This is a genomic window from Fodinibius saliphilus, assembly GCF_005869845.1.
Taxonomy (GTDB): Bacteria; Bacteroidota; Rhodothermia; order Balneolales; family Balneolaceae; genus Fodinibius; species Fodinibius saliphilus.
Genome location: NZ_VAWF01000002.1, coordinates 170393 through 190875, shown reverse-complemented (window position 1 = coordinate 190875; position 20483 = coordinate 170393). Strand labels below are relative to the sequence as shown.

Annotated in this window: 26 protein-coding genes and 1 tRNA gene; 16 read left to right on the top strand and 11 right to left on the bottom strand. The window is 41.2% G+C overall.

Going from position 1 to position 20483, the window contains the following annotated elements:
- Window positions 1-157: 157 nt before the first annotated feature.
- Complete coding sequence (locus tag FCN14_RS08885) at window positions 158-439, top strand: GNAT family N-acetyltransferase (RefSeq protein WP_138430925.1); 282 nt, start codon at window positions 158-160, stop codon at window positions 437-439.
- Here FCN14_RS08885 and FCN14_RS08880 read toward each other — a convergent pair.
- From FCN14_RS08880 to FCN14_RS08870, 3 genes are all read right to left on the bottom strand, one after another.
- Window positions 436-1011 (bottom strand): Crp/Fnr family transcriptional regulator, encoded by a 576-nt coding sequence (locus FCN14_RS08880; protein WP_138430924.1) that lies wholly within the window; start codon window positions 1009-1011, stop codon window positions 436-438. The genes FCN14_RS08885 and FCN14_RS08880 overlap by 4 nt on opposite strands.
- 148 nt (window positions 1012-1159) lie before the next feature.
- Entirely contained in the window at window positions 1160-1699 is a 540-nt protein-coding gene (locus FCN14_RS08875; protein ID WP_138430923.1) for a YceI family protein, read from the bottom strand.
- 564 nt (window positions 1700-2263) lie between these two features.
- Complete coding sequence (locus FCN14_RS08870; protein ID WP_138430922.1) at window positions 2264-2599, bottom strand: hypothetical protein; 336 nt, start codon at window positions 2597-2599, stop codon at window positions 2264-2266.
- A 172-nt stretch (window positions 2600-2771) separates the two neighbouring features.
- Between FCN14_RS08870 and FCN14_RS08865 the strand changes: the two genes are divergently transcribed.
- The 8 genes from FCN14_RS08865 (at window position 2772) to FCN14_RS08830 (ending at window position 7440) form a co-directional block, all read left to right on the top strand.
- A complete protein-coding gene (locus FCN14_RS08865; protein WP_171032865.1) occupies window positions 2772-4013 on the top strand; it encodes a tyrosine-type recombinase/integrase in 1242 nt (413 codons plus the stop codon).
- Between the two features lie 15 nt (window positions 4014-4028).
- Window positions 4029-4289: a hypothetical protein gene (locus FCN14_RS08860; RefSeq protein WP_138430920.1), complete on the top strand. Its 261-nt coding sequence runs from the start codon at window positions 4029-4031 to the stop codon at window positions 4287-4289.
- 1 nt (window position 4290) lies between these two features.
- Window positions 4291-5286 carry a hypothetical protein gene (locus FCN14_RS08855; protein ID WP_138430919.1) on the top strand — a complete coding sequence of 332 codons (996 nt, stop codon included), beginning with the start codon at window positions 4291-4293 and terminating at the stop codon, window positions 5284-5286.
- 109 nt (window positions 5287-5395) lie between these two features.
- Window positions 5396-5602: a helix-turn-helix transcriptional regulator gene (locus FCN14_RS08850; RefSeq protein WP_138430918.1), complete on the top strand. Its 207-nt coding sequence runs from the start codon at window positions 5396-5398 to the stop codon at window positions 5600-5602.
- Window positions 5599-5898: a hypothetical protein gene (locus FCN14_RS08845; protein WP_138430917.1), complete on the top strand. Its 300-nt coding sequence runs from the start codon at window positions 5599-5601 to the stop codon at window positions 5896-5898. The genes FCN14_RS08850 and FCN14_RS08845 overlap by 4 nt, the downstream gene beginning before the upstream one ends.
- The gene (locus FCN14_RS08840) at window positions 5859-6149 is read left to right on the top strand and encodes a helix-turn-helix domain-containing protein (protein WP_138430916.1); all 291 of its coding nucleotides are present in this window, start codon (window positions 5859-5861) and stop codon (window positions 6147-6149) included. The genes FCN14_RS08845 and FCN14_RS08840 overlap by 40 nt, the downstream gene beginning before the upstream one ends.
- 160 nt (window positions 6150-6309) lie before the next feature.
- Window positions 6310-7182, top strand: coding sequence for a helix-turn-helix domain-containing protein (locus tag FCN14_RS08835; RefSeq protein ID WP_138430915.1), 873 nt, complete (start codon window positions 6310-6312; stop codon window positions 7180-7182).
- Window positions 7183-7227: 45 nt separating this feature from the next.
- Window positions 7228-7440, top strand: a complete 213-nt coding sequence (locus tag FCN14_RS08830; protein ID WP_138430914.1) for a hypothetical protein — start codon at window positions 7228-7230, stop codon at window positions 7438-7440.
- Between the two features lie 104 nt (window positions 7441-7544).
- Here FCN14_RS08830 and FCN14_RS08825 read toward each other — a convergent pair whose 3' ends face one another.
- The 5 genes from FCN14_RS08825 to FCN14_RS08810 all read right to left on the bottom strand — a co-directional run bounded on the left by FCN14_RS08825 (window position 7545) and on the right by FCN14_RS08810 (window position 10143).
- A complete protein-coding gene (locus tag FCN14_RS08825; protein ID WP_138430913.1) occupies window positions 7545-7823 on the bottom strand; it encodes a hypothetical protein in 279 nt (92 codons plus the stop codon).
- Window positions 7824-7840: 17 nt separating this feature from the next.
- Window positions 7841-8332 carry a hypothetical protein gene (locus FCN14_RS08820; protein WP_138430912.1) on the bottom strand — a complete coding sequence of 164 codons (492 nt, stop codon included), beginning with the start codon at window positions 8330-8332 and terminating at the stop codon, window positions 7841-7843.
- A 170-nt stretch (window positions 8333-8502) separates the two neighbouring features.
- Complete coding sequence (locus tag FCN14_RS15730) at window positions 8503-8679, bottom strand: hypothetical protein (RefSeq protein WP_171032863.1); 177 nt, start codon at window positions 8677-8679, stop codon at window positions 8503-8505.
- 213 nt (window positions 8680-8892) lie between these two features.
- A tRNA-Arg gene (locus FCN14_RS08815) sits at window positions 8893-8966 on the bottom strand.
- A 172-nt stretch (window positions 8967-9138) separates the two neighbouring features.
- Window positions 9139-10143, bottom strand: a complete 1005-nt coding sequence (locus FCN14_RS08810; protein ID WP_138430911.1) for a hypothetical protein — start codon at window positions 10141-10143, stop codon at window positions 9139-9141.
- Between the two features lie 180 nt (window positions 10144-10323).
- On the opposite strand from FCN14_RS08810, the gene FCN14_RS08805 reads away from it, so the two are divergent.
- On the top strand, window positions 10324-11454 hold the full coding sequence (locus FCN14_RS08805) for a PQQ-dependent sugar dehydrogenase (protein WP_138430910.1): 1131 nt from the start codon (window positions 10324-10326) through the stop codon (window positions 11452-11454).
- A gap of 315 nt (window positions 11455-11769) precedes the next feature.
- On the opposite strand, the gene FCN14_RS08800 is transcribed toward FCN14_RS08805, so the two are convergent.
- On the bottom strand, window positions 11770-12369 hold the full coding sequence (locus FCN14_RS08800; RefSeq protein ID WP_138430909.1) for a nitroreductase family protein: 600 nt from the start codon (window positions 12367-12369) through the stop codon (window positions 11770-11772).
- 214 nt (window positions 12370-12583) lie between these two features.
- Here FCN14_RS08800 and FCN14_RS08795 point away from each other — a divergent pair, with 214 nt between their 5' ends.
- A complete protein-coding gene (locus FCN14_RS08795) occupies window positions 12584-12958 on the top strand; it encodes a hypothetical protein (RefSeq protein ID WP_138430908.1) in 375 nt (124 codons plus the stop codon).
- Window positions 12959-13027: 69 nt separating this feature from the next.
- Here the strand turns inward: FCN14_RS08795 and queA are convergent, their stop codons facing one another.
- Both queA and dinB read right to left on the bottom strand, forming a co-directional pair.
- Window positions 13028-14029 carry a tRNA preQ1(34) S-adenosylmethionine ribosyltransferase-isomerase QueA gene (gene queA / locus FCN14_RS08790; RefSeq protein WP_138430907.1) on the bottom strand — a complete coding sequence of 334 codons (1002 nt, stop codon included), beginning with the start codon at window positions 14027-14029 and terminating at the stop codon, window positions 13028-13030.
- A gap of 97 nt (window positions 14030-14126) precedes the next feature.
- Window positions 14127-15224: a DNA polymerase IV gene (gene dinB, locus FCN14_RS08785; RefSeq protein ID WP_138431275.1), complete on the bottom strand. Its 1098-nt coding sequence runs from the start codon at window positions 15222-15224 to the stop codon at window positions 14127-14129.
- A gap of 141 nt (window positions 15225-15365) precedes the next feature.
- Between dinB and FCN14_RS08780 the strand changes: the two genes are divergently transcribed.
- From FCN14_RS08780 to FCN14_RS08760, 5 genes are all read left to right on the top strand, one after another.
- Complete coding sequence (locus tag FCN14_RS08780) at window positions 15366-15626, top strand: hypothetical protein (RefSeq protein ID WP_138430906.1); 261 nt, start codon at window positions 15366-15368, stop codon at window positions 15624-15626.
- Window positions 15627-15878: 252 nt separating this feature from the next.
- On the top strand, window positions 15879-16646 hold the full coding sequence (locus tag FCN14_RS08775; protein ID WP_138430905.1) for a hypothetical protein: 768 nt from the start codon (window positions 15879-15881) through the stop codon (window positions 16644-16646).
- The gene (locus FCN14_RS08770) at window positions 16639-17220 is read left to right on the top strand and encodes a 2'-5' RNA ligase family protein (protein WP_138430904.1); all 582 of its coding nucleotides are present in this window, start codon (window positions 16639-16641) and stop codon (window positions 17218-17220) included. The genes FCN14_RS08775 and FCN14_RS08770 overlap by 8 nt, the downstream gene beginning before the upstream one ends.
- 117 nt (window positions 17221-17337) lie before the next feature.
- On the top strand, window positions 17338-18741 hold the full coding sequence (locus FCN14_RS08765) for a Glu/Leu/Phe/Val family dehydrogenase (protein ID WP_138430903.1): 1404 nt from the start codon (window positions 17338-17340) through the stop codon (window positions 18739-18741).
- 251 nt (window positions 18742-18992) lie between these two features.
- Entirely contained in the window at window positions 18993-20483 is a 1491-nt protein-coding gene (locus tag FCN14_RS08760) for a sodium/proline symporter (RefSeq protein ID WP_138430902.1), read from the top strand.

Below are 20483 nucleotides of genomic sequence, written 5' to 3'. Positions count from 1 at the left end.
CGTAAACCGCCACCGAACATTTTTCATTGATATGTGTTAAGAAAAGCTCTTGATATATATCAAGAGCTTGAAATTTCAACGAGGATTATCATTTGATCCAGAGGTTGTATAATATGTATCGATTAACAAGTTAAGTCGAAAACAACACCTGGCTCCAATGGACATTCAACACAAGGAAGGGCAAAGCAAAGGATCATTTTATATAGAGGATGACGGAAAAGTAGTGGCCGAAATCACTTATTCAAAAGCTGGAGATACTAAAATCATTATAGATCATACCGAGGTATCTAAAAAGCTGAGGGGAGAAGATATTGGCCAAACATTGGTTGAGCATGCTGTGGGTTATGCCCGAGAAAACGATTTAACTGTGATTCCGCTCTGCCCGTTTGCTAAATCAGTCATAGAGCGTAATGAATCGCTACAGGATGTGTTAAATTAACCTCTAAAATTACTTCGGACTCGGCTTAGGGTTTCGGGGCTCATTCCCAGGTAGGAAGCCACCAAATTCAGTGGCACACGATTCATGAACTCGGGATTTTGTTCTATTAGCCTTGCATATTTTTCTTCGGCGGTAAGACCCAACGCGTTTTCCACCCGTTGCTGGAGGGCTATATAGGCATTTTGTACAATGATACGATGGTAGCGTTCATAGTTCGGAATCTCTTCCATTAGCTTTTCGTGATTTTGTCGGTCAAGCATTAACAGCTCACTGTCTTCCAGCAATTCGATATTAAATGTAGACGGATTATGGGTGAAGAAACTTTGTAGATCCGCAATCCACCAGCCGTCAAAGGCAAAACGTATCACATGTTGGTTGCCTTTTGAATCAACGGAGTATGAACAAAGAGCACCTTTCTCAACAAATGTTAACTCACGGCATATATCACCTTCTTGCAGTAGAAACTGGCGTTTAAGCATGCGTTTGGGACGGAAATTGTTTTTGCACTGGTCCCATTCTTCATCGGTTAATGATACATGTTCTTCAATACTTTCTTTCAGTACCTGGTACATTCGTGTTTGGTGATATTTTCAGATAGTTATTACAAATCTTAAACCAACGATTGCTAAAAATGTACAGGGAATATTCAGGAAATAAAAAAGCGGATATCCTCAAGGAGAGAATACCCGCTATGGTTGTATGGGATGTCAGCCGTCGAAATTAATCTTGGATAAACTGAACATTCATCTGGAGCTTAATTTTATCGCCTACAATCACGTTACCAGCTTCAGTAACGGCATCCCAGGTAAGGCCAAATTCTTTTCGATTGATATTTCCTTCTACTTCAAACCCAGCTTTAGTTTGACCATACTGATCGGTAACCGTACCTCCGTGGACGACATCCAGTTCAATTTCTTTGGTGACGTCGCGGATGGTTAAATCACCGGTAACTTTGTATTCGCCTTCACTAACTTTCTCAAAGTTGTTGGACTCAAATTTCAGTTGCGGATACTCTTCCGCATTAAAGAAGTCATCAGATTTCAAGTGCTGGTCACGGTCTTCATTATTCGTATCAATGCTGTAAATATCAGCAGTAAAGCGTGCCTTGGCATTTTCAAAATTATCGCCGTCTGCCTCGATTTTTCCATCATAGGAGCCAAAGCTTCCGCTAACGGTCGAAATGACCAAGTGCTTCACTTTAAATTGTACTTCTGAATGCGTTGGATCTATATTCCATAAGGTTTTAGTTGCAGTAGCCATTGTGTTATTGCTTTGATGTTAAACAGTTTGTTCATGCCCAACATACTGCTTGGAACCTTACCCTCCATTGATATATGACAGGAAATACTCTTGATATATGTCAAGAATAAGCAAACTATCGTTTTGCAACTTGCTTTACATAAGGCAGCTTTGTTACATAAATTTTTAATTCAAGCATTACTTATAGAATGCAACGAAATTAATCATAATTGGTGGATCTTCTTTTCAAATGTTGAACACTGAAACTAAATTGATGTAGTACCAGTGCGAGATATTTTGAGATAGGGAAGGGTTAAAAAATAATGAGCCCATCAAAAATTGATGGGCTCATTATTTGAGAGTACGCCCGAGAGGATTCGAACCCCTAACCTTCTGATCCGAAGTCAGTATAAATGGGTTTCCCTTCGGCTCCCATATTATTTTTGATGCCCTTTAAATTCATGAATAACAGGGATTTATAGAGTAAAAATATTTGATATTATTTCATAGCACTGAGTAGATGTGTTGTCCCGATGTTGTCCCCGATACTCTGACCTAAGCATTTCTGACAGCTGGTCAGACGTGTTAGGGTATAATCTCTGTAAGATCAAAATAGACTCTTAAGAGTTTAGCGTTTTTTGTGTTACGACCGGAGAAGGAGAATTTTAATTCCACCTTTTCGATCCACCGGCCATTTACCGATACCAACTCCTGGGTTATACCTGTAGCCGGTTGAAGTCCATACCGCTTAAGTGATAATCTGATTATTGCGTGTTCCAGTTCTGGTACTTCTGATTTGTCCATTCCAGAAAGTATCAGCGGGTCAGTTTTAGAAAGCCCGTTACCGGCTTTGATGGGTAAGCTCTTTCCGATCTCTGATTCTATCCATTCGAGAGGTAAATATTTGATTGTTGTATCCATGCTTGTTTAAACCAACTGATTATTAATGAGACAGTTAATAGAGTGTGCCTACTCCAAAAGGGCATTTGTTAGTTTTAAATAACTATATTACATTTATACCCATTAGATATCAAGATATTTTATTTTTTAAATGTTGTCCCGAGAATTGGGGACAACAAAAAACGACGAAAATATGCCTAAAAGGAAGCTGACATTTCCGTTTATCGATAACTATAAATCCCCTGAAAAACGAAAGGAAATCTATGATAAGGTAGTCGATGGGATGGCTTTGAGGGTTACGCCTACCGGTCATAAATCCTTTGTGTATCGATATCGCTTTGGTGATAAGGTCAGGCGTTATACCATCGGTTCATTTCCCGAGTTTAGCTTAGCTGCGGCCAGAGATAAAGCCCGAGAACTACATCGGAAGATTAAGGACGGTATCGATCCAATCGAGGAGAGGAAGGCTAAAAAGTATGAGACGGACCATGAAACTGTTTCCGATTTAGCCGACGAATATAAGGAAAGGCATCTGCCATCACTTAGGGAAAGTACAAGTGATGAGTATAGGAGATTGTTAAAAAAGGAGATCTTGCCGGTCCTTGGGGATATTCCAGTTGATAAGCTTTCGCGCCGGCATATCATTAAGCTGTTAGATAAAATAGCAGTTGAAAGGGGAAAGGGAGTGCTCTCTAATAGGGTAAGAGCTGTACTGTCAAGCATGTACTCCTATGGAGTGGATCGGGCTATCGTTGAAGCCAATCCGGTATTAGCCGTACCCAAACGGAAGAAATCAGAGAATAAAAGGGAGCGCGTTTATAGCAAAGATGAAATTCGCGCGCTATGGAAAGCATTTGAGCAGCAGGCAGAGCCGGTACAGAGTATTTTCAAGATGCTGTTGCTTTGTGGCCAGCGGTCCGGAGAGACGCGCCGTATGAGGTGGGAGCATTTGGATAATGATAATGTCTGGGTGATTCCGGCCAGTGAAACAAAAGCAAAGCGAACGCATCATGTTCCCTTATCAGATTCGGCTGTAAAGCTTATCGAGAATCTGAAAATACTGACTGGCACGACGGATTATGTCTTTGCATCACAATCTAATCGCGTAGAGAATCAGCCAGTTAAATGGTTGCAGAAAGCGGTTAAAAGAATCCAGAACGCATCAAAGGTTAAAGACTTTCGGGTTCACGATCTGAGACGGACAGCAGCCAGTTACATGGCTAAACTCGGAGTAGATCGGACGGTATTAGGAAAGGTGTTGAATCATAAAGGGTTAGCCGGAGACGATCAGGTAACAGCAATTTACGACCGGCATAATTACATGGACGAAAAGCGGCAGGCTCTTAATCGATGGGCAAGGCATTTACAGAAGATATTATCTGAGGAAGAAGATCAAGGGGCAAAGATTACACAAATAGGATCAGCGAAAAACTAATCTTAAAACAGTACGATGGCTTATAACATTGATAACTACTTAGACGAAAACGGAAATATGATCTTAGACGGTAGCGGAGAATCGTATTTAAAGCGCTTAGTTCAGAATGAGCTATCAGATATGCTTGAAGACGTTCAGGAATCAGATCCAATCTTTTATCAGAGCATAATCAAAGAAATTGATTCTATTATGAGAGAGTTCAGAAAAGAAGCTTCCGTTTATCCGGATGATACTCTCGAGGAGCTGATGCAAAGCTTAAAAGATCATTTGAATTAATATGAATCTATCTGATCTTTCTCCTGAACTTGAATCAGAATTGGATAAGCTGATTGATAAAGGTTTTAGGAATAGCCAAGCAAATAATGAGCATAAGGCGATTAGTGATTATTTAAATACTCCTCCTGTTTTTTCTGATGATACTAGCCGTGATATAGTATCTGAATCGCTTCTTATTTCCATTCTCTCAAGCCTTCATAGTCTTAATGATAAACAGGTTGTTCTCTGGGAGCCATACTATCCGATCTATCTACAAGAACACTGGGAGGGTTATTCAACTTCTTATAGTTTAGAAACTCTCGTAAACCCTTCTGAACGTATTTTGGAAGAGGAAAGGTTAAAAGATATGCTTACCTATTTTGGTAAAAAGAATTATTCAGATTTAAAGGAGATTGAGAAAGATCTTAAGTCCGATCTTACCGAAACGAAAGATTCAATTTATCATAAACTGGATCTGATTATTTGGCAAATCTCAGAACAAAGCTCAGCCGCTGATGTCCGAAAGGTTGCGCTTAAGCTTTTAGAATGGATATCAGGATCATTCGGGGGGCTGTTTCAGAAAGGAATGTATAAGCTTTCTACTGATATCCTTCCCAAGTATTCAGATGATTCTTTTCATCAAGAGGATATTAGAGAGCTGAATAATCTAAGAGCTGAGGCCGCAGAAACTTATCAGTATATCTCTATGGTGTCATATCTCTTAGAAGTTAAGAGGTATAATCAAGAGGTATCCTATAATGGATTCCTTCGGGTCTTGGAAGAGAAGCAAGAAAAGAGACCAGGAGCTCGAAGAAAAATCACAAAAAATGATGTGAGACCTTACGTAGTAGAATCTTTAAAGGATCCATCCAATAAGAAGTTTTATAAATCAGATGGAACCCCTTCGGTAAGACAAATTGCGCTCCACATAGCAGAGGTAACGAATCTGGAAGAGATCGCCAGTCTTAGAACTATCAAGAGGAGAATTAAGGAAGTAATACCAGAGATTCAGAATTGATATAAGACAGAATGATTCTGTCTATGACATTAATTTTGTGTCTTTAACATAGCCACCCATACGGATTAATATAGCACCAGAATTTAACTCGAACTATAAAACTGATGCTATGGACCGAATAATAAGACCTTCCGAATTACAGGACATTTTAGGCGTTACCAGTTCCACCCTTTGGAGAATGGAGAAAGAGGGACGCTTACCAGCACGAATTAAGATATCAGAACGCGCCGTCGGTTGGCGAAAGTCTGACATTGAAGAGTGGATCGCGAACCGGCCAGATGCTGATATTACTCGTTCTAAGACAGCTCTAAAATGAAACGACCAACCGTTGGAGGGTTGGTCGAATCGGAAAAGCTCAGTATCCCGGGAAAGGATGAAACAGCTACTACCAAGATATCCAACCCCTCCTACAAAGGCAATTCATTAGCTGATACGGCGCGCCGGTTAGCTGTACTTTATCAATCTACAGAGTACGGCCTTCCGACCTTTCGAATCGTTCTCGAATCCGTATTGGCCAAATATGAAAGGTCAGAACAACAGCAGATCTATAAACAAATTAAGGAGGATATTCTATGGACAAAGAGAAAAAAGAATCACAGATCGAGAAGATAAAAAGGGTTTTAGAAGTGAGACCCCGAACAACCAAAATGATTCAGAAAGCAACGGGGATTCCCAGAGAAAACATTACCAGGCATATCGCTAAGCTTGAGAAAAGGAATCAGGTTGTAACGGTTGATCGGAGACCTTGCCAGATAACAGGCTATGTGGCGAAATACTATTCCACTGATCCGGAATTATTTCCACCAGAAAAGCAAAGCGAGTTATTTCCAGGGGAATCCCAAAGCAAAGTTTACGATCAATGAAAACAGAAATGTACTTAGCAGATAAAGCAGTCGGGACCGGTAACAGGTTATCAAAACTTTGCGATTCTGTAACACATAGGCCAGATATCTTTTTGGAGGTACTCGGAATTCTAAGATGTGCTGCATTTACTCAATCAACGAATTTTAAAATAATGAGGGAATGAGCAGCACGAAATACATAATACCTTATAGGCAGTTTAATGGCTGTGTAGTACCTAATTTTTTGATGAGAAGAAGGGAGATTTCCCAAGGTGCTAAACTTTGTTATGGAAGGTTATCTCAATATGCTGGGGAGAATGGAAAGGCATTTCCTAAGCAGGAGACACTTTCTAAAGAATTAGGAGTCTCGAGCCGAATGATTCGAAAATATCTCAATGAGCTAATAGATGCTAACCTGATTGAGGTTCAGCAGAAAGGTAAGAGGCGGCCAAACAGCTACAGGTTCTTACGGCATAGTTGGATGGATCAAGATGATAAATATGCTCAAAGTGTCCGGAATAATAGTTCCACACACCCCGGAACTAAGGTTCCACCCACACAGGACTATAGTTCCACCACCGACCGGAACAATAGTTCCGTTCCTTATAAAGAGAATCATAAAGAAGAGAATCATAGAAGTAACGAGAGAGAGAAATATACGCGCGAAGATTTTCCTTCGAACTTTAAGGACTTATCAGACGAAGAAATTTTCGGATTGGCTGCACAGAATGATCAGCAACCTTTCGATAATCTCATTCTCGAAGCATGGTATCAAAAGTGGAAAACACATCTTTGGGAAATTGATAAGCGTCTAACGGTATCAGCAGAAGAAATGCAGCGTATGGAGCTGAGACGATTTGCAAAGAAACGTACCCTAACCTATGTCCTTGAACTTCTAAAACAAAGCATCAGCGCCAATGCCAGGAACCTGATCGACGAACCTAAACTTCAGGATGAAGAATCCAAAATAGATCAGCGAAATCAAGAAGGCTCAGGAGAGGATGGTCTTTCAGGAAGGGATCAAGCCGATGATCTGGAAGGATTCAAGAACTAATTCTTCATTCCAACTAAATTTTCAAATCAAACAGATAATATTTTTATGAGTAATTACAAATATCAGATCCGAGATAACATTGTCGGAAAAACTCTGAAAGAAGAAACCAATAAAGCAGCTGTAGTTCTCTTTCTTTCGGCGCGTACCCCATCACTCTATACGATCTTTCGAGTTGATGCCTTAACTAACGAGGTGAGACAGATCGTAGATGGTAGCCAGTGGCTCAGCGACCAACGAGAAACGCGCGCTACTTCTTAGAGACGCGCCGTTATAATAGTTGTGAAAAGATAGCCGCTTAGAATCGAAATTTGGATCAGTCTTTTCTGTTCAACTCTTTTGTAGACTGGTTACTTGCTTGGGATCTATTCTTCCGTCCTTTTTCCAGAGATATAGGCAAGCCCTCCAAAGAAAATTATTATAACAAAGCTCTGAGCCCAGAATCGTTCAGTATCAACCTCAACACCATAATAGGGATGATTCCTTTCTGGTTCGGGTGGATCCATGGCTAAGTGATAACCTGCTGGTTTTGTTACTTCGCTATTACCCTTAGTGTTGAAAGTATAATTCCAGGGAAGGAACAGACCGCTTGCCAGAATAAGGATAATTCCCAGTGTGATGATTCCCTTTTGTAAAGTATCCATGATGCTGATAGTTGAATTTATGTTCTTATCTCTTGAGAGAGCTTAGTAGTAAAGGTTTCCAATACGCGTTGTACAGATCGATCTCCCCGAAAGCTTGCTGACATAACGAGCTCTTTAGTATTTAAATCAATGATTCGAGCCGAGAAATTTAAATATCGATACCCAGATAAAGCATCATAAGACCATCTATAGTTTAGCTCCAAGGCATAAACAGAATTGAGTTGACTAACGGAGTACGATTCAGAATCGACTTTAACCGTTGATCCTGAGCCGCTAATTTCATGTTTCTTTTTTATCGCTTTTTTGGCCGTAGAGTAGGACATGATATTGAATCCCTTTTCTAATAGTAGGTGATTGAGCTGTCCGACTGTGCCGGTCTGATCTTCATTGGCAGCAATGGTAAGTGTTGCGTCCCGGGATATCTCGACTCCTGGCTTAGTTGTTAGACTGACAGATCCACAAGAGGATAGAAATAGAATGAGGGATAAATAGATTATTGATTGTCGCATCTGATATAATTGTCTTGATTACTGATTTTATGTTTTAGCCTATTTTTGAGGGTAGAAAAACCCCGAAAAACGTTTCTTGTAAGTCTAATAATAACAATGTCTTGGAGTAGAAAGACGTGAGCATCCTATCATGCCGGTTTTATGAGCGTGTTATTTAGGTATCCGAAAGCTTAATCTGTATCGGATAATCCGGAACCATAATTCCGAATCAGCAGATCGAGGTCTTTCTTCTTCTCAGGTGGTAAGTCCTTTCTGATGCTATTTGCTGCATCCAGTAGTGCACGTGATCGGTCAAAGGTTGCGGTCTCCTGGTTACTGCCATTCATGGGGTGCTCTTCTCGACTCATTTTCGTTTCTCCTTGAGTTGTGCGTTAGATGATACTCTTCGTATGATGATTTCCCATTTAGCCAAATAACATCTTAGGGGATTTTAGAGAAAGGGTAAAGTACATTCTGTTGTCCCGATGTTGTCCCTGAGAAAATATTGTCCCGAAAAAGAGAAAAGTATAACCAAATAAAAAAGCCCCTAACTCTAATAGAATCAGGGGCTTATGAAGCAGTACGCCCGAGAAGATTCGAACTCCTAACCTTCTGATCCGAAGTCAGACGCTCTATCCAGTTGAGCTACGGGCGCATTAAATCAGTTTCTAAAAGGAGTATAGATGGTGCAGAAGCTGTGTAACTGTTACGAACTATACACTGGAATTTCCATTTTTAAATGGAGTCTAAATATCTAGCTTCAAAGGCTAAATAACAACCTGTTTTTTGGTCATCTTTTTCCCAGTAAACTACCCCTATGGTTAGTATTAAGGAGTGGTAGCAGGTTCTACATCCTGTTCTTCCAGGTTATCTACTTCGTTTACTCCTTTCAGCTTGAGGTAGTCGGTAAGCTCTTCGCGCATATCTTCTCGAATACGGTCGGGATGGGTTATTTTGGTATAAAAAACAGTGAAGTAGGTCACTTTGACAGCTGTAACAGTACGTTCGAAGATATTATTGAACAATTTTCCCAGCCACAGGGCAAGAATAATGGGTAACCAACTAAACATAACTGGTTGTCCATTTACATCAATGGAAGAAGTCGGCAGAAAGTCTGTGCCGAAATAACCCAAGGCAGCAGATATTAGGAAAAGGCCAATATAGGTAGGGATAGTGACCTGCCGCACTATTTTGCCCAGAAAGTCGATTCCGAAGACTCCTACCAGCGATTCGGGAATACGGTCTTTAAGTTTCTTCATCTCTTTGAAAGCCAGGCTGAGATCCATCTTATCAACAGCAACAGATGGAATCATATAGTGGTTGGCAAGATCCCAAACTTCTTCCATTCCCGATACAAAGAGGCGCATTAACATTTTTACGATACCGCCGCCAGCAAACTTACCCTTGTTTACAAAGGCCATTGCAATATCAATCCATGCGATTTTGCGTCGCTGAGACTTTAACTTTTTATCTACAGCCACCGATTCTTTGAAAGAAGGATCGTTACCGATAAGGGTTTCGTAGACGATCCAACTCATTCGCATCTCCTGTTTGTTGTTATAAAAGTGTTTATACAGGAAGAGAATGAATCCCAGAAAAAAAGATAGTATCCCGTAACCGTATTGCGAAAACTGCCAGAAAAGTAAACCTCCAAAGAAAAAGCTGACCATGAAAGTATGGTAAATTGCCATACGCACCCAGGGTTTTATGATGTCGGCATCTTTTCCGACGATAGAAAGTGTGCTTTTAACAAGTTCTAATACTGATTTAAGACGCTCTTGATATGGTAACGAGTCAAACGATTGTGATGCTTTTTTAAAATCCAAGTCCATACTGATCCCCAATTTTAATTGTAAATTTTACTATACTATACGTAATGCAAAGGCCAGAAATCCCAAATTGATTTTTCGGAAGAGCTGGGACTTTGACGTTGAAGCTTTTCTCTGATGCGAAATATATGCTTTATAAGTTATTGTCTCACAGATAAATATCAAATAAGACTCTTGAAAACCATGAAGAATAATGCTCAAAGACGATGGGTGGCAGTAGTAATTATGATTATAACCGTTGCTGTTGCCAACTGTAGTGTAGCCCAGGACAAGAATGCTCTTAGTACCGAGACTATTATATCAGAGATATCAGTGCCGTGGGGTATGGCTTGGCTGCCCGATGGTACGATGTTAATTACGGAACGCAGTGGGGATTTATGGCTTTATAATGATGAGAAACTGCGCGACGAGCCTATTGCCGGGGTACCCAAGGTCTGGGCCCGCAGCCAGGGCGGACTGCTCGATATTGCGCTTCACCCCAATTATGAGCAAAACGGCTGGATCTATATTACCTACTCCAGTCCCGAAGGGGGTGGTGGTGCCAATACGGCATTGATGCGGGCACGTCTTAATGAGGGGCGTACAGAGCTCATAGATAAAGAAATGCTCTACAAAGCTGAGCCCAATACTACACGGGGTCAGCATTTCGGCAGCCGCATCGTTTTTGATAATGAAGGCTATGTCTATTTTGGGATTGGTGATCGTGGTAATAGAGATGTAAATCCCCAGGATATTACACGTGATGCTGGTAAAATATATCGCCTGCACGATGATGGCCGTATTCCCGAAGATAACCCTTTTGTGGATTCAGCTGATGCAAAGAATGCTATTTTTGCCTACGGCATTCGTAACCCGCAGGGGATGGCACTAAATCCAGAAACGGGAGAGCTGTGGGAGCATGAGCACGGTCCTCGTGGTGGTGATGAAGTTAATATTATAAAAGCGGGTAATAATTATGGATGGCCTATTATAAGTTATGGCATTAACTATAGCGGTACCGAGTTTGCTGAGGATACGGCGAGGGCCGGAATGGAACAACCTGAGTGGTATTGGGATCCGTCTATTGCTCCTTCAGGGATGACATTTGTAACCAGTGATAAATATCCGGAATGGAAGGGCGATCTGTTGGTGGGGTCGTTAAAGTTTGGTTATATCGTGCATTGTAAGGTGAAAAATAATACGGTGACAGATACAGAGATCGTTTTGCGTGATATAGGCAGAACTCGAAATATAAAACAGGGTCCCGATGGTTATATTTATATAGCTACTGAGGGCGATAATGGTATTGTGCGTGTTATACCTGAAAATGAATGATAAAAATTTAGATAGCGACGCAGACCACAGAGATTAAGAAGCGGTTTTGGGGTAATCTTAATACCAGTTGGTTTGTGTAATGTCGCCAGAACTTTTTCACAAGCGGGCTTCTACCCATCTAGCCTGAAAGGTGTATGGTACAGGTAAATTTAGGATTGTTGGCACTATTTTTTAATAAAGAATATCAATGATTTCTTTATTTACTTCTTTTGAAGAGGGGATTTATTGTAGGTATAGGTGGCACCTAAAAAAGTAGAGCAAAAGGTAAGCCCAGGATATATCCCGGGCTTACCTTTTATCATTATCTGATCTACTTCAACCTGCATTGAGGGTAAGGATATCACTAAGAGGTTTACGCTCGTTGGGTGCTTGTTCCTTTTCTTGGAGACCGTCATCAAGCTGTGAGGCTGCTTCCTTATAACCGATAGCAAACATCGTCATCGGTTCAACATTTTCTGCAATATCATAGATCTCCCGGGCTTTGTCGGGAAGTATGCCGGCCATTTGGTGCACATAGAGATCGTGACGACTTGCCTCAAAAGTAAGGTGTGAAATGGCCTGTCCCAGGTCATGCCCGGCATGGGGATTGGAGTTTTCATTCATTTCGAAGGTAGTTTTTGTGAGCCCTAATACCAGCACAGGAGCGGCTAAAGCCCAGCCCCGGTTAAAATCATTCATGACGGCTGAAAGCTTTTTGAATGCTTCTTCATCTTCTTTGCGAGCAGCAATAAAATGCCAGGGCTGCTCATTGTATGAAGATGGGGCCCAGCGGGCGGCTTCAAAAAGCTGTTTTAGTAGTTCAGGTTCTATGGATTTGTCCGAAAATGCACGTGGACTCCACCGCTTTTGTAATAGATCATGAATGGGGTATTTGATGTCAGTTTTATTTGTAGTCTTTTTAAGAGTGGTTGCCATGCTGTGAGTATATTAACTTTATTTTATATAGTTCAACATTAAACTATTTATTATTAATCTAATTGTCAACTAAGCTGTCCGGTCGAATGGAGGAAACAATAGTTTGGTATCAGACATTTAAACACTGTTTTAATTGATTAATGGCGATATAAACGATATCCTTCGGTTCGTTGTTCAAAACGTGAAGCAATACTAAAACAAATAAAGATTTGATATGAAATTAGTTGATCCTAATGGCAATGAAGTGACAAGTAAAGAAAACACTGATGCCAAGGAGTTAGAGAAGCAAATGTCGAAGAAGGTTGAAAAGCTGCTTGAGCCGGTGATGAATAAAGTGAAGCTGTCTGGCGCACAGATTCCACAAGAGCAGTTGATGCAGTTAAGCTCTGCGGCTCAGCAAATGTTGTTCAACCGTATGGTTTACAACTTATTGAACAAGGTAGGCATCGAAAGCATTGATGAAGTGCTGGACGAAGATGATGTCGAAGAGCTGTCAACATCGCTCAAAAACCAGATCAAAATGGTTGATAGTAGCCAAATGCAAGATCAGATGAAGCAACAACAGCAACAGGACAACCCTGACAGCTAAGTTTCTTGTAATCTGTTCATTGGGTTATGCTCAAAAATGAGGGCTAAACCAATCAGTTGATCCATATTATTAAAGTATCAGCATGGCATCGCCAAAGGAATAGAATCGATATTCCTCATCGATGGCATGCTGGTATATTTTTCTCATTTCTTCGTAGCCAGTAAAAGCGGCAACCAGCATTAGTAGCGTACTTTTAGGTAAGTGAAAGTTGGTGATAAGAGCATCGGTAGCTTGGAATTCAAATCCGGGCCGGATAAATATATCTGTATCCATATCGGTGGCACGAAATCGGTCGTATTTTTTTAGGCAAGATTCCAACACGCGTACACTAGTGGTGCCAACGGCAGTTCTATGGGTGGCACTATTTAGTTGTTGGGCGGTATTTTTTGTGATTTCAAACCATTCCGAATGCATGGTATGTTCTTCGATGGTCTCCGTTTTAACGGGGGCAAAAGTACCGAGTCCCACATGCAAGGTTACTTCTGCTTCTTCTATGCCCTGCTCTTCTATTTTTTCAAGAAGTTCATCAGTGAAGTGAAGACCTGCTGTAGGAGCAGCCTTGCTGCCCAGATCCTGTGCATAAACTGTCTGGTATTCTTCTGAAAGCGATTCATCTTGTTCGATGTAGGGTGGGAAGGGGGTATGTTTGTGTTCGTTATAGGCTGGTTTGCCTAGGCTGGGATTTAGCTCTAATGTTCGAATGCCTTCCTCATCAATATCCAGTACTTTTGCAGAAATAGTATCGGTAAGTTCTACCGTGCGACCCTTTTTAAACTTTTTACCCGGCCTAACCAAAGCACGTATGGTTGTATTATTTACGGCATCCAGTACAAAAATTTCTTTTTTTCCTTCATCGAAAAGAAGCCGGCATTTTTCAACTTTACTGTTGTTGAGTACCAACGTGGTGTTGGTTGGCAGGTATTCCAGTAGGTTATAGAAGCGATCATCAGCAATGTTACCGGTTTCACGATCGTAGACTAGCAGTCGTGCGTGGTCCCGGGGTTGTGCCGGTTTCTGGGCTATCATTTCATCAGGTAGATCAAAGTCGAAGTCGGAAAGTTGGTAGCTCATGTGAAAAAGGGTCAATTCTAAAAAACGGTGGAAGTTAAGAACACAGACCTACAGAGGAAACTATTTATTTTATAAAAGGGAAGCTCCAAATAGTTCACTATTTTGAAGATTCTTCAAATGGAATTTCAAGTTGTTTAAAATATCCTTTTTCACTGAGATTAAGATTTGAGAGGGTAATCCCCAGCAATCGTACTTTACGTTCCCCTACTTCCGTTTCATCGAGCAGGGAAATGGCAGTGTCGGCAATATCCTTAGGTTTATGGATATAGTGATTGAATGAGGTGCTGCGGCTAATAGTTTCAAAATCATCATATCGAACCTTGAGAGTAACGGTTTTGCCGGCCGTTTTCTTCTCGGTCATTCGCTGTGATATTTTAGAGGCCAGCTCGCGCAGGAAATTCTGTATCCAGCCCATATCCTCAATATCTTCGGTAAAAGTGCGTTCTTTGCCGATGGATTTTCGTATACGATCCTTTTTTACTTCCCGGCGGTCTATCCCACGAACAATACGGTAGTAATGGCGGCCCGTTTTCCCAAAGGTGTTCACCAGTTCAATCTCGGACCACTTTTTAAGATCATGACCGTTATTAATACCCACCGATTTCATTTTTGCCTCTGTGGCATCACCTATGCCGTGAAACTCGCCAATCTCAAGCTTTTCAAGAAAGTCTTCAGCATCTTCGGGTAAGATTACAGCAAGTCCGTCGGGTTTATTCAAATCTGAAGCTATTTTTGCCAAAAATTTATTGGGTGCAACTCCTGCAGAAGCTGTAAGTCTTGTTTTTTCTTTGATTCGCTTGCGTATCTTTTTGGCAATAAGAGTGGCAGAAGGTAGGTTGATATGGTTTTCAGTAACATCAAGGTAGGCTTCATCAAGGGAAAGTGGTTCAACAAGGTCGGTATATTCAAAGAATATTTCACGAACTTGTTTCGAAACTTCTCGATATACTTCGAAGCGGGGTTTCACAAAAATGGCATGAGGACACAGCCGAACTGCTTTAGCAGCAGGCATTGCAGAGTGTACACCAAATTTACGAACTTCGTAGCTAGCGGCCGCTACGACTCCCCTGCCCTCGGGAGACCCCCCGACAATTACCGGCTTCCCGCGATATTCGGGGAAATCTCTTTGCTCAACAGATGCATAAAAAGCATCCATATCGATATGTATAATTTTCCGGATATCGGTTTGTTCCATCACGCTAATATATAAATCAGAATCTGCTTTAAAATACAGAAGATTTCCGATTTTATAGGGATCCAGATTTCAGTTCCAAAATCAGATAAAAAAAGTTATTTTTGAGTCAATAAATTCTATAATTCAAACAATATTTGACGAATGGAAGTTTTAGACGGGACAACAATTTTTTGGCTTATTGCATTGGGTATGGTCATAGGGGCAATAGCAAAACTTGCCATGTGGAATACAACGATTGATATGGTGCCAAATCTTGCAGCTGGTGTTGCAGGTTCGTTAGTAATGGGTGGTGTTACCATTGCTTTGCAACTTCCCGGAGGTTTTTTATTTGCTATGTTGGGGAGCCTTTCAATCTTGTTTATACTCAATGTGTTTCACCAGCAAAGCGAAGAGATTCATTAACCCAGAAGAAGAACAAACACTGCATTCTATCTCACTAAGCCTTAATATACTGTCTGGCAAGGGTTTTAAGTTCATTAAGAATATTTATTGAGGATCAATATGACAAGTTGATTCCTTTTATTTACATTCCAATAGGGATTGTGATGAGATGTACGGGGTTCCGGTTTTTACCGGGACCCTTTTTTATTTTGTAACTATGCTGTCATATAAAACGTGAAAAAGCTAAGCAATTTTCAGAAGTCACCATATATTATGTCAGCAGTAGATTCAAACAAGAAGCTATCTACCAGTGAGCTTGCTGAGCTAAATAACCAGTTCGACCGGCAGTTAGCAGATCTCGAAGAAAAGAAAGGAGAGCCTTTTCCCTCTGAATCCAGCTCTTACTCTTCGAACATCGCAACGAAGTTTATATTATATATAGCGGTTGTGGTTTGTAGCTTTGTTGCTCCATTCTTTTTATTAATTCGAACATCTGTGTATTTGTATAGTAGGTATCATTTTGATGGATGGTTGGCGCTCGGGGGTGGGTTACTGGCAACCATACTGCTCTTGTTATGTTATGCACTATTTCTAAAGATTCGATTCAGCAGTGGGTGGCGCTTGAATAGGTATGTACAGGGTGCTATTGCATTGCTTGTGGCTGCATATACCCTCTACGGATTGCTGTATTTTTCAGAACTCAATGCCAAAACCGAGCAGGTAAGCAGTTACTATCGATCGCTACATCCTATCATGCGCGTAGCACTTTCTACAGCAACGCTTGCCGACAGTGATATTTTAGTAACAGACATACAGCGTAGGCCAGAAGATTATATAAAGATGGGGTTGCCCCAAAGAAAACACTCTTTGCATTTTGTGCAGCAAGACGGATACGTACACGCCGTAGATTTGCGAACCAAAGGAAGATCGGAATGGAAGAATTGGCTGCTGGCTACAACCCTTGAAGGGCTAGGCCTGGAAAGTATTCGACATGTTGGAACGGCTGACCATCTACATTTGTATCTGCCATTGAATGATTAATAAAACTCTCTTAGCTTGCAGGGAAGAGGTTTATATTCTTATTAATAAAGAGGAGGGTATGATGACAGATTCGGCTGAGTATTCACTATGGTTTGAGCCCACTGGCGATATTGCATATGAACTTCAAGAGCGCATCAAAAAGCTAAGTCAAAAACATGATACTCCTGTCTTTTCGCCTCATGTTACTTTGCTTGGAAGTATTAACCTATCAGAGACGGAATCGATAACGCTGACAAATACACTAGCTTCTTCTGTACATCCATTTGAGTTAGAGCTTACCAGGGCCGGTTATCAAAATACGTTTTATCAGTCGCTTTTTGTTCATGTAAAGAAGTCTGAAACGCTGAACGAGGTTCATAAAAAAGCACAACGCCTTTTTAATGATAATGGGGAAGGTTATATGCCGCATCTAAGTTTGTTATACGGTGATCTTACTCAAAAGGAAAAGGAACGGTTACTGAATTTAATGGGAAGAACGTTTTACATCCGATTCACTGTTAAGAATGTTGTGTTGATGAAAACCAATGGTATGCCCAAAGACTGGAAACGTATCCATTCTGCCGTGTTCAACTAAGTAGTTTTGCTAAATCTATTTGATACTCTCTTAGAATATTGCGATTGTCTGTCATTCCATAATCACTAATAAGTAGCAATGGACGTTAAATTCATTGTTAAATGAGGAACTTTATATATGTCTGATTATAAGTTTTTTGCCCAGGTTAATCGTGCTTTTGATATTGCAGCTGAATTTTCAGATTACAATCAAGGTTTACTTGATCAAATAAAAATATGTAATAATGTCTATCATATAACATTCCCCTTGGAACGAGATGATGGCTCTATCGAAGTGATTCATGGGTGGCGTGTTGAGCACAGTCATCACAAACTGCCGACAAAGGGGGGTATTCGTTTTAGTATGACTGTTAATGAAGATGAAACGATGGCTTTGGCAGCATTGATGACGTATAAATGTGCTGTTGTGGATGTGCCTTTTGGAGGAGCTAAGGGAGGCATAAAGATTGATAAATCACGCTTTTCGGATGCTGAAATTGAACGGATCACACGCAGATATACCTATGAACTCATCAAAAAAGAATTTCTTGGGCCTGGTTCTGATGTGCCGGCACCTGATTATGGAACCGGCGCGCGGGAGATGGGCTGGATATTGGATACCTATCGTCAGCTCAAGTCAGATATCAATGCGGAAGCTTGCGTAACCGGTAAGCCGATTCCTCAGGGCGGAGTTCGAGGGCGTACAGAAGCAACCGGACGTGGAGTGTATTTTGGTGTTCGTGAGGCCTGTAGTAATAAAAATGATATGGAAGAGCTTGGCCTTAAGCAAGGTCTGGAAGGCAAGACATTTATTATTCAGGGCCTTGGTAATGTAGGCTATTATGCTGCTAAATATATGATTGAGGGCGGCGCAAAAATGGTTGGGGTTGCTGAGATTGAGGGTTCTATCTATGATAAAAATGGTATTAACCTGGAAGAACTGGTAGCATACCGCGAAGAGACTGGTTCAATTATTGGTTTTGAGAATACAAAAGAACTGGAAAATAATACATCAGTACTTGAGGCTGAATGCGATATCTTGATTCCCGCTGCTCTAGAAAACCAACTTAATGAAGATAATGCCTCGGAAATACAGGCGAAAATAATTGCAGAGGCTGCTAACGGTCCTACCACAGCTAAGGCTCACCAAACTCTGAAAGAGAAAGGTGCTCTGATTATTCCGGATAATTATTTGAATGCAGGTGGCGTTACGGTCTCTTATTTTGAATGGCTTAAAAACTTATCCCACGTTCGATTTGGTCGTATGGAAAAGCGTTTTGAGGAGAGCAGTTATCGCAAGATTCTGAATGAGATTGAAAATATTTCAAACCGGACGTTTACAGAAGCTGAAATGGGAAGGCTTGCTCGTGGAGCAGATGAATACGATTTGGTTGATTCCGGTCTTGAGGAAACAATGATCAATGCTTATAAAGAATTAAACGAACTGAGAAAAGAACATGATATCGATCTACGTACAGCTGCCTTTTTGAGTGCTATCAATAAGGTGGGTATCATGTACGAGCAGATGGGTATTTTCCCATAGTTTATAAAAAAGCCCCGATGGGTGTCGGGGCCTCACTTTAGGGATATTCAGCTACAGGAATATAATGCAGCCTTAAGCCAGGTATCACAGGAATAATCGTCTTTGCGAGCCTCTTGATACCTGACCAACTTAGAGTACGTTTGTCAAAAATAAATGTTACATGTTTGGATTTTATTTGATGATGTTTGGTGTTCCTGTAACAATCGTCGCATTGGCGATTGTGCTTTCGTATCGAATAAAATTTAGGGATAATGGATGAATCCCAAGTTATCTCTATTGCTGTAAATGAGTATGCTGTAGCAGCTTTTGTTGGCTACTTATTAATACTCCTGGGAATCGGTATCTACTCTTCACGCTTTTCTTCTGAGGGGATTAGTGAGTTTTTTATTGGCGGTCGAAAAATGAACCGTTTTGTTATCGCCCTATCGGCCGTAGTATCGGGTCGTAGTGCCTGGCTGTTGGTAGGCGTAACAGGAATGGCCTATTCACAAGGGGCTTCGGCTGTCTGGGCAGTAGTGGGCTATGTAACGGTCGAGCTGTTTCTTTTTCTCTACTACGCACGTAGACTACGTAACTTTTCAGAAACATATAACTGTATAACGGTCCCAGACTTTTTTGCCGAACGGTTTAATGACAAAAATGGATCACTACGCATCGCTTTAGTGGTGGTTTTTCTAATTTTTATGGTCAGCTATGTTTCGGCTCAGTTTGTGGCCGGGGGTAAGGCCTTTGCTTCCAGCTTTGGTATCACTCAGGCTTCCGGTATTTATATATCGGCTGCTATTATTATGGTGTATACGGTTTTAGGCGGTTTTTTAGCCGTTAGTTTAACGGATATGTTTCAGGCAATATTTATGATATTCGCCTTGGTGGTATTACCTTTTATCGCAATATGGGAGGCCGGAGGTTTACAATTGGTATTATCAGAGCTGATAACTATGGAGGTGGGGCTGGTTGACCCTTTTGCTGTTACCATGGGAGGCTTGTTCGGGTTTCTGGGGATAGGGTTGGGCTCTCCCGGCAACCCTCATATTCTTTCGCGCTATATGGCCATTGATGATGCAAAACAGTTGCGCTGGTCTGCTATTGTCGGAACAATTTGGAATGTGGTAATGGGATGGGGTGCCCTTTTTATCGGTTTGGCTGGTCGGATCTATTTTCCGGAAGTTGAAATGTTACCTGTGGCAGATACCGAAAATCTCTACCCCGCCTTGGCGCAGGAACATCTTTCCCCTGTTTTGTTTGGGATTGTAATTGCTTCAATCTTTGCGGCTATTATGTCTACGGCAGATTCTCAGCTATTGGTTGCTGCTTCTGCGGTAGTCCGGGATATATATGATCGTATTATTAAAAAGGGCAAGGATATCCCACAAAAAAAGTTAGTGCTGTATAGTCGTATTATTGTAGTGTTGCTGGTAGGGATTGCCCTCATTTTTAGCCTGTTAGCAAAAGAATTGGTGTTTTGGCTGGTACTGTTTGCGTGGGCAGGTTTGGGAGCCGCTATAGGGCCTACTTCTATTTTGGCTCTTTACTGGAAGGGTACAACCAAGGCAGGGGTGTTTGCAGGTCTGTTTACCGGCACATCGGTTACAGTGGTGTGGTATTATATACCTGTCTTGAAAAATAATCTCTATGAACTTATCCCTGCATTTGCCCTGAGTTTATTGGCTACCTGGGCGGTAAGCCGGTTTACCCCAAAGCCCCAAAATATTGAAGAGGCGTTTATCGAATTTGAAAAGTAG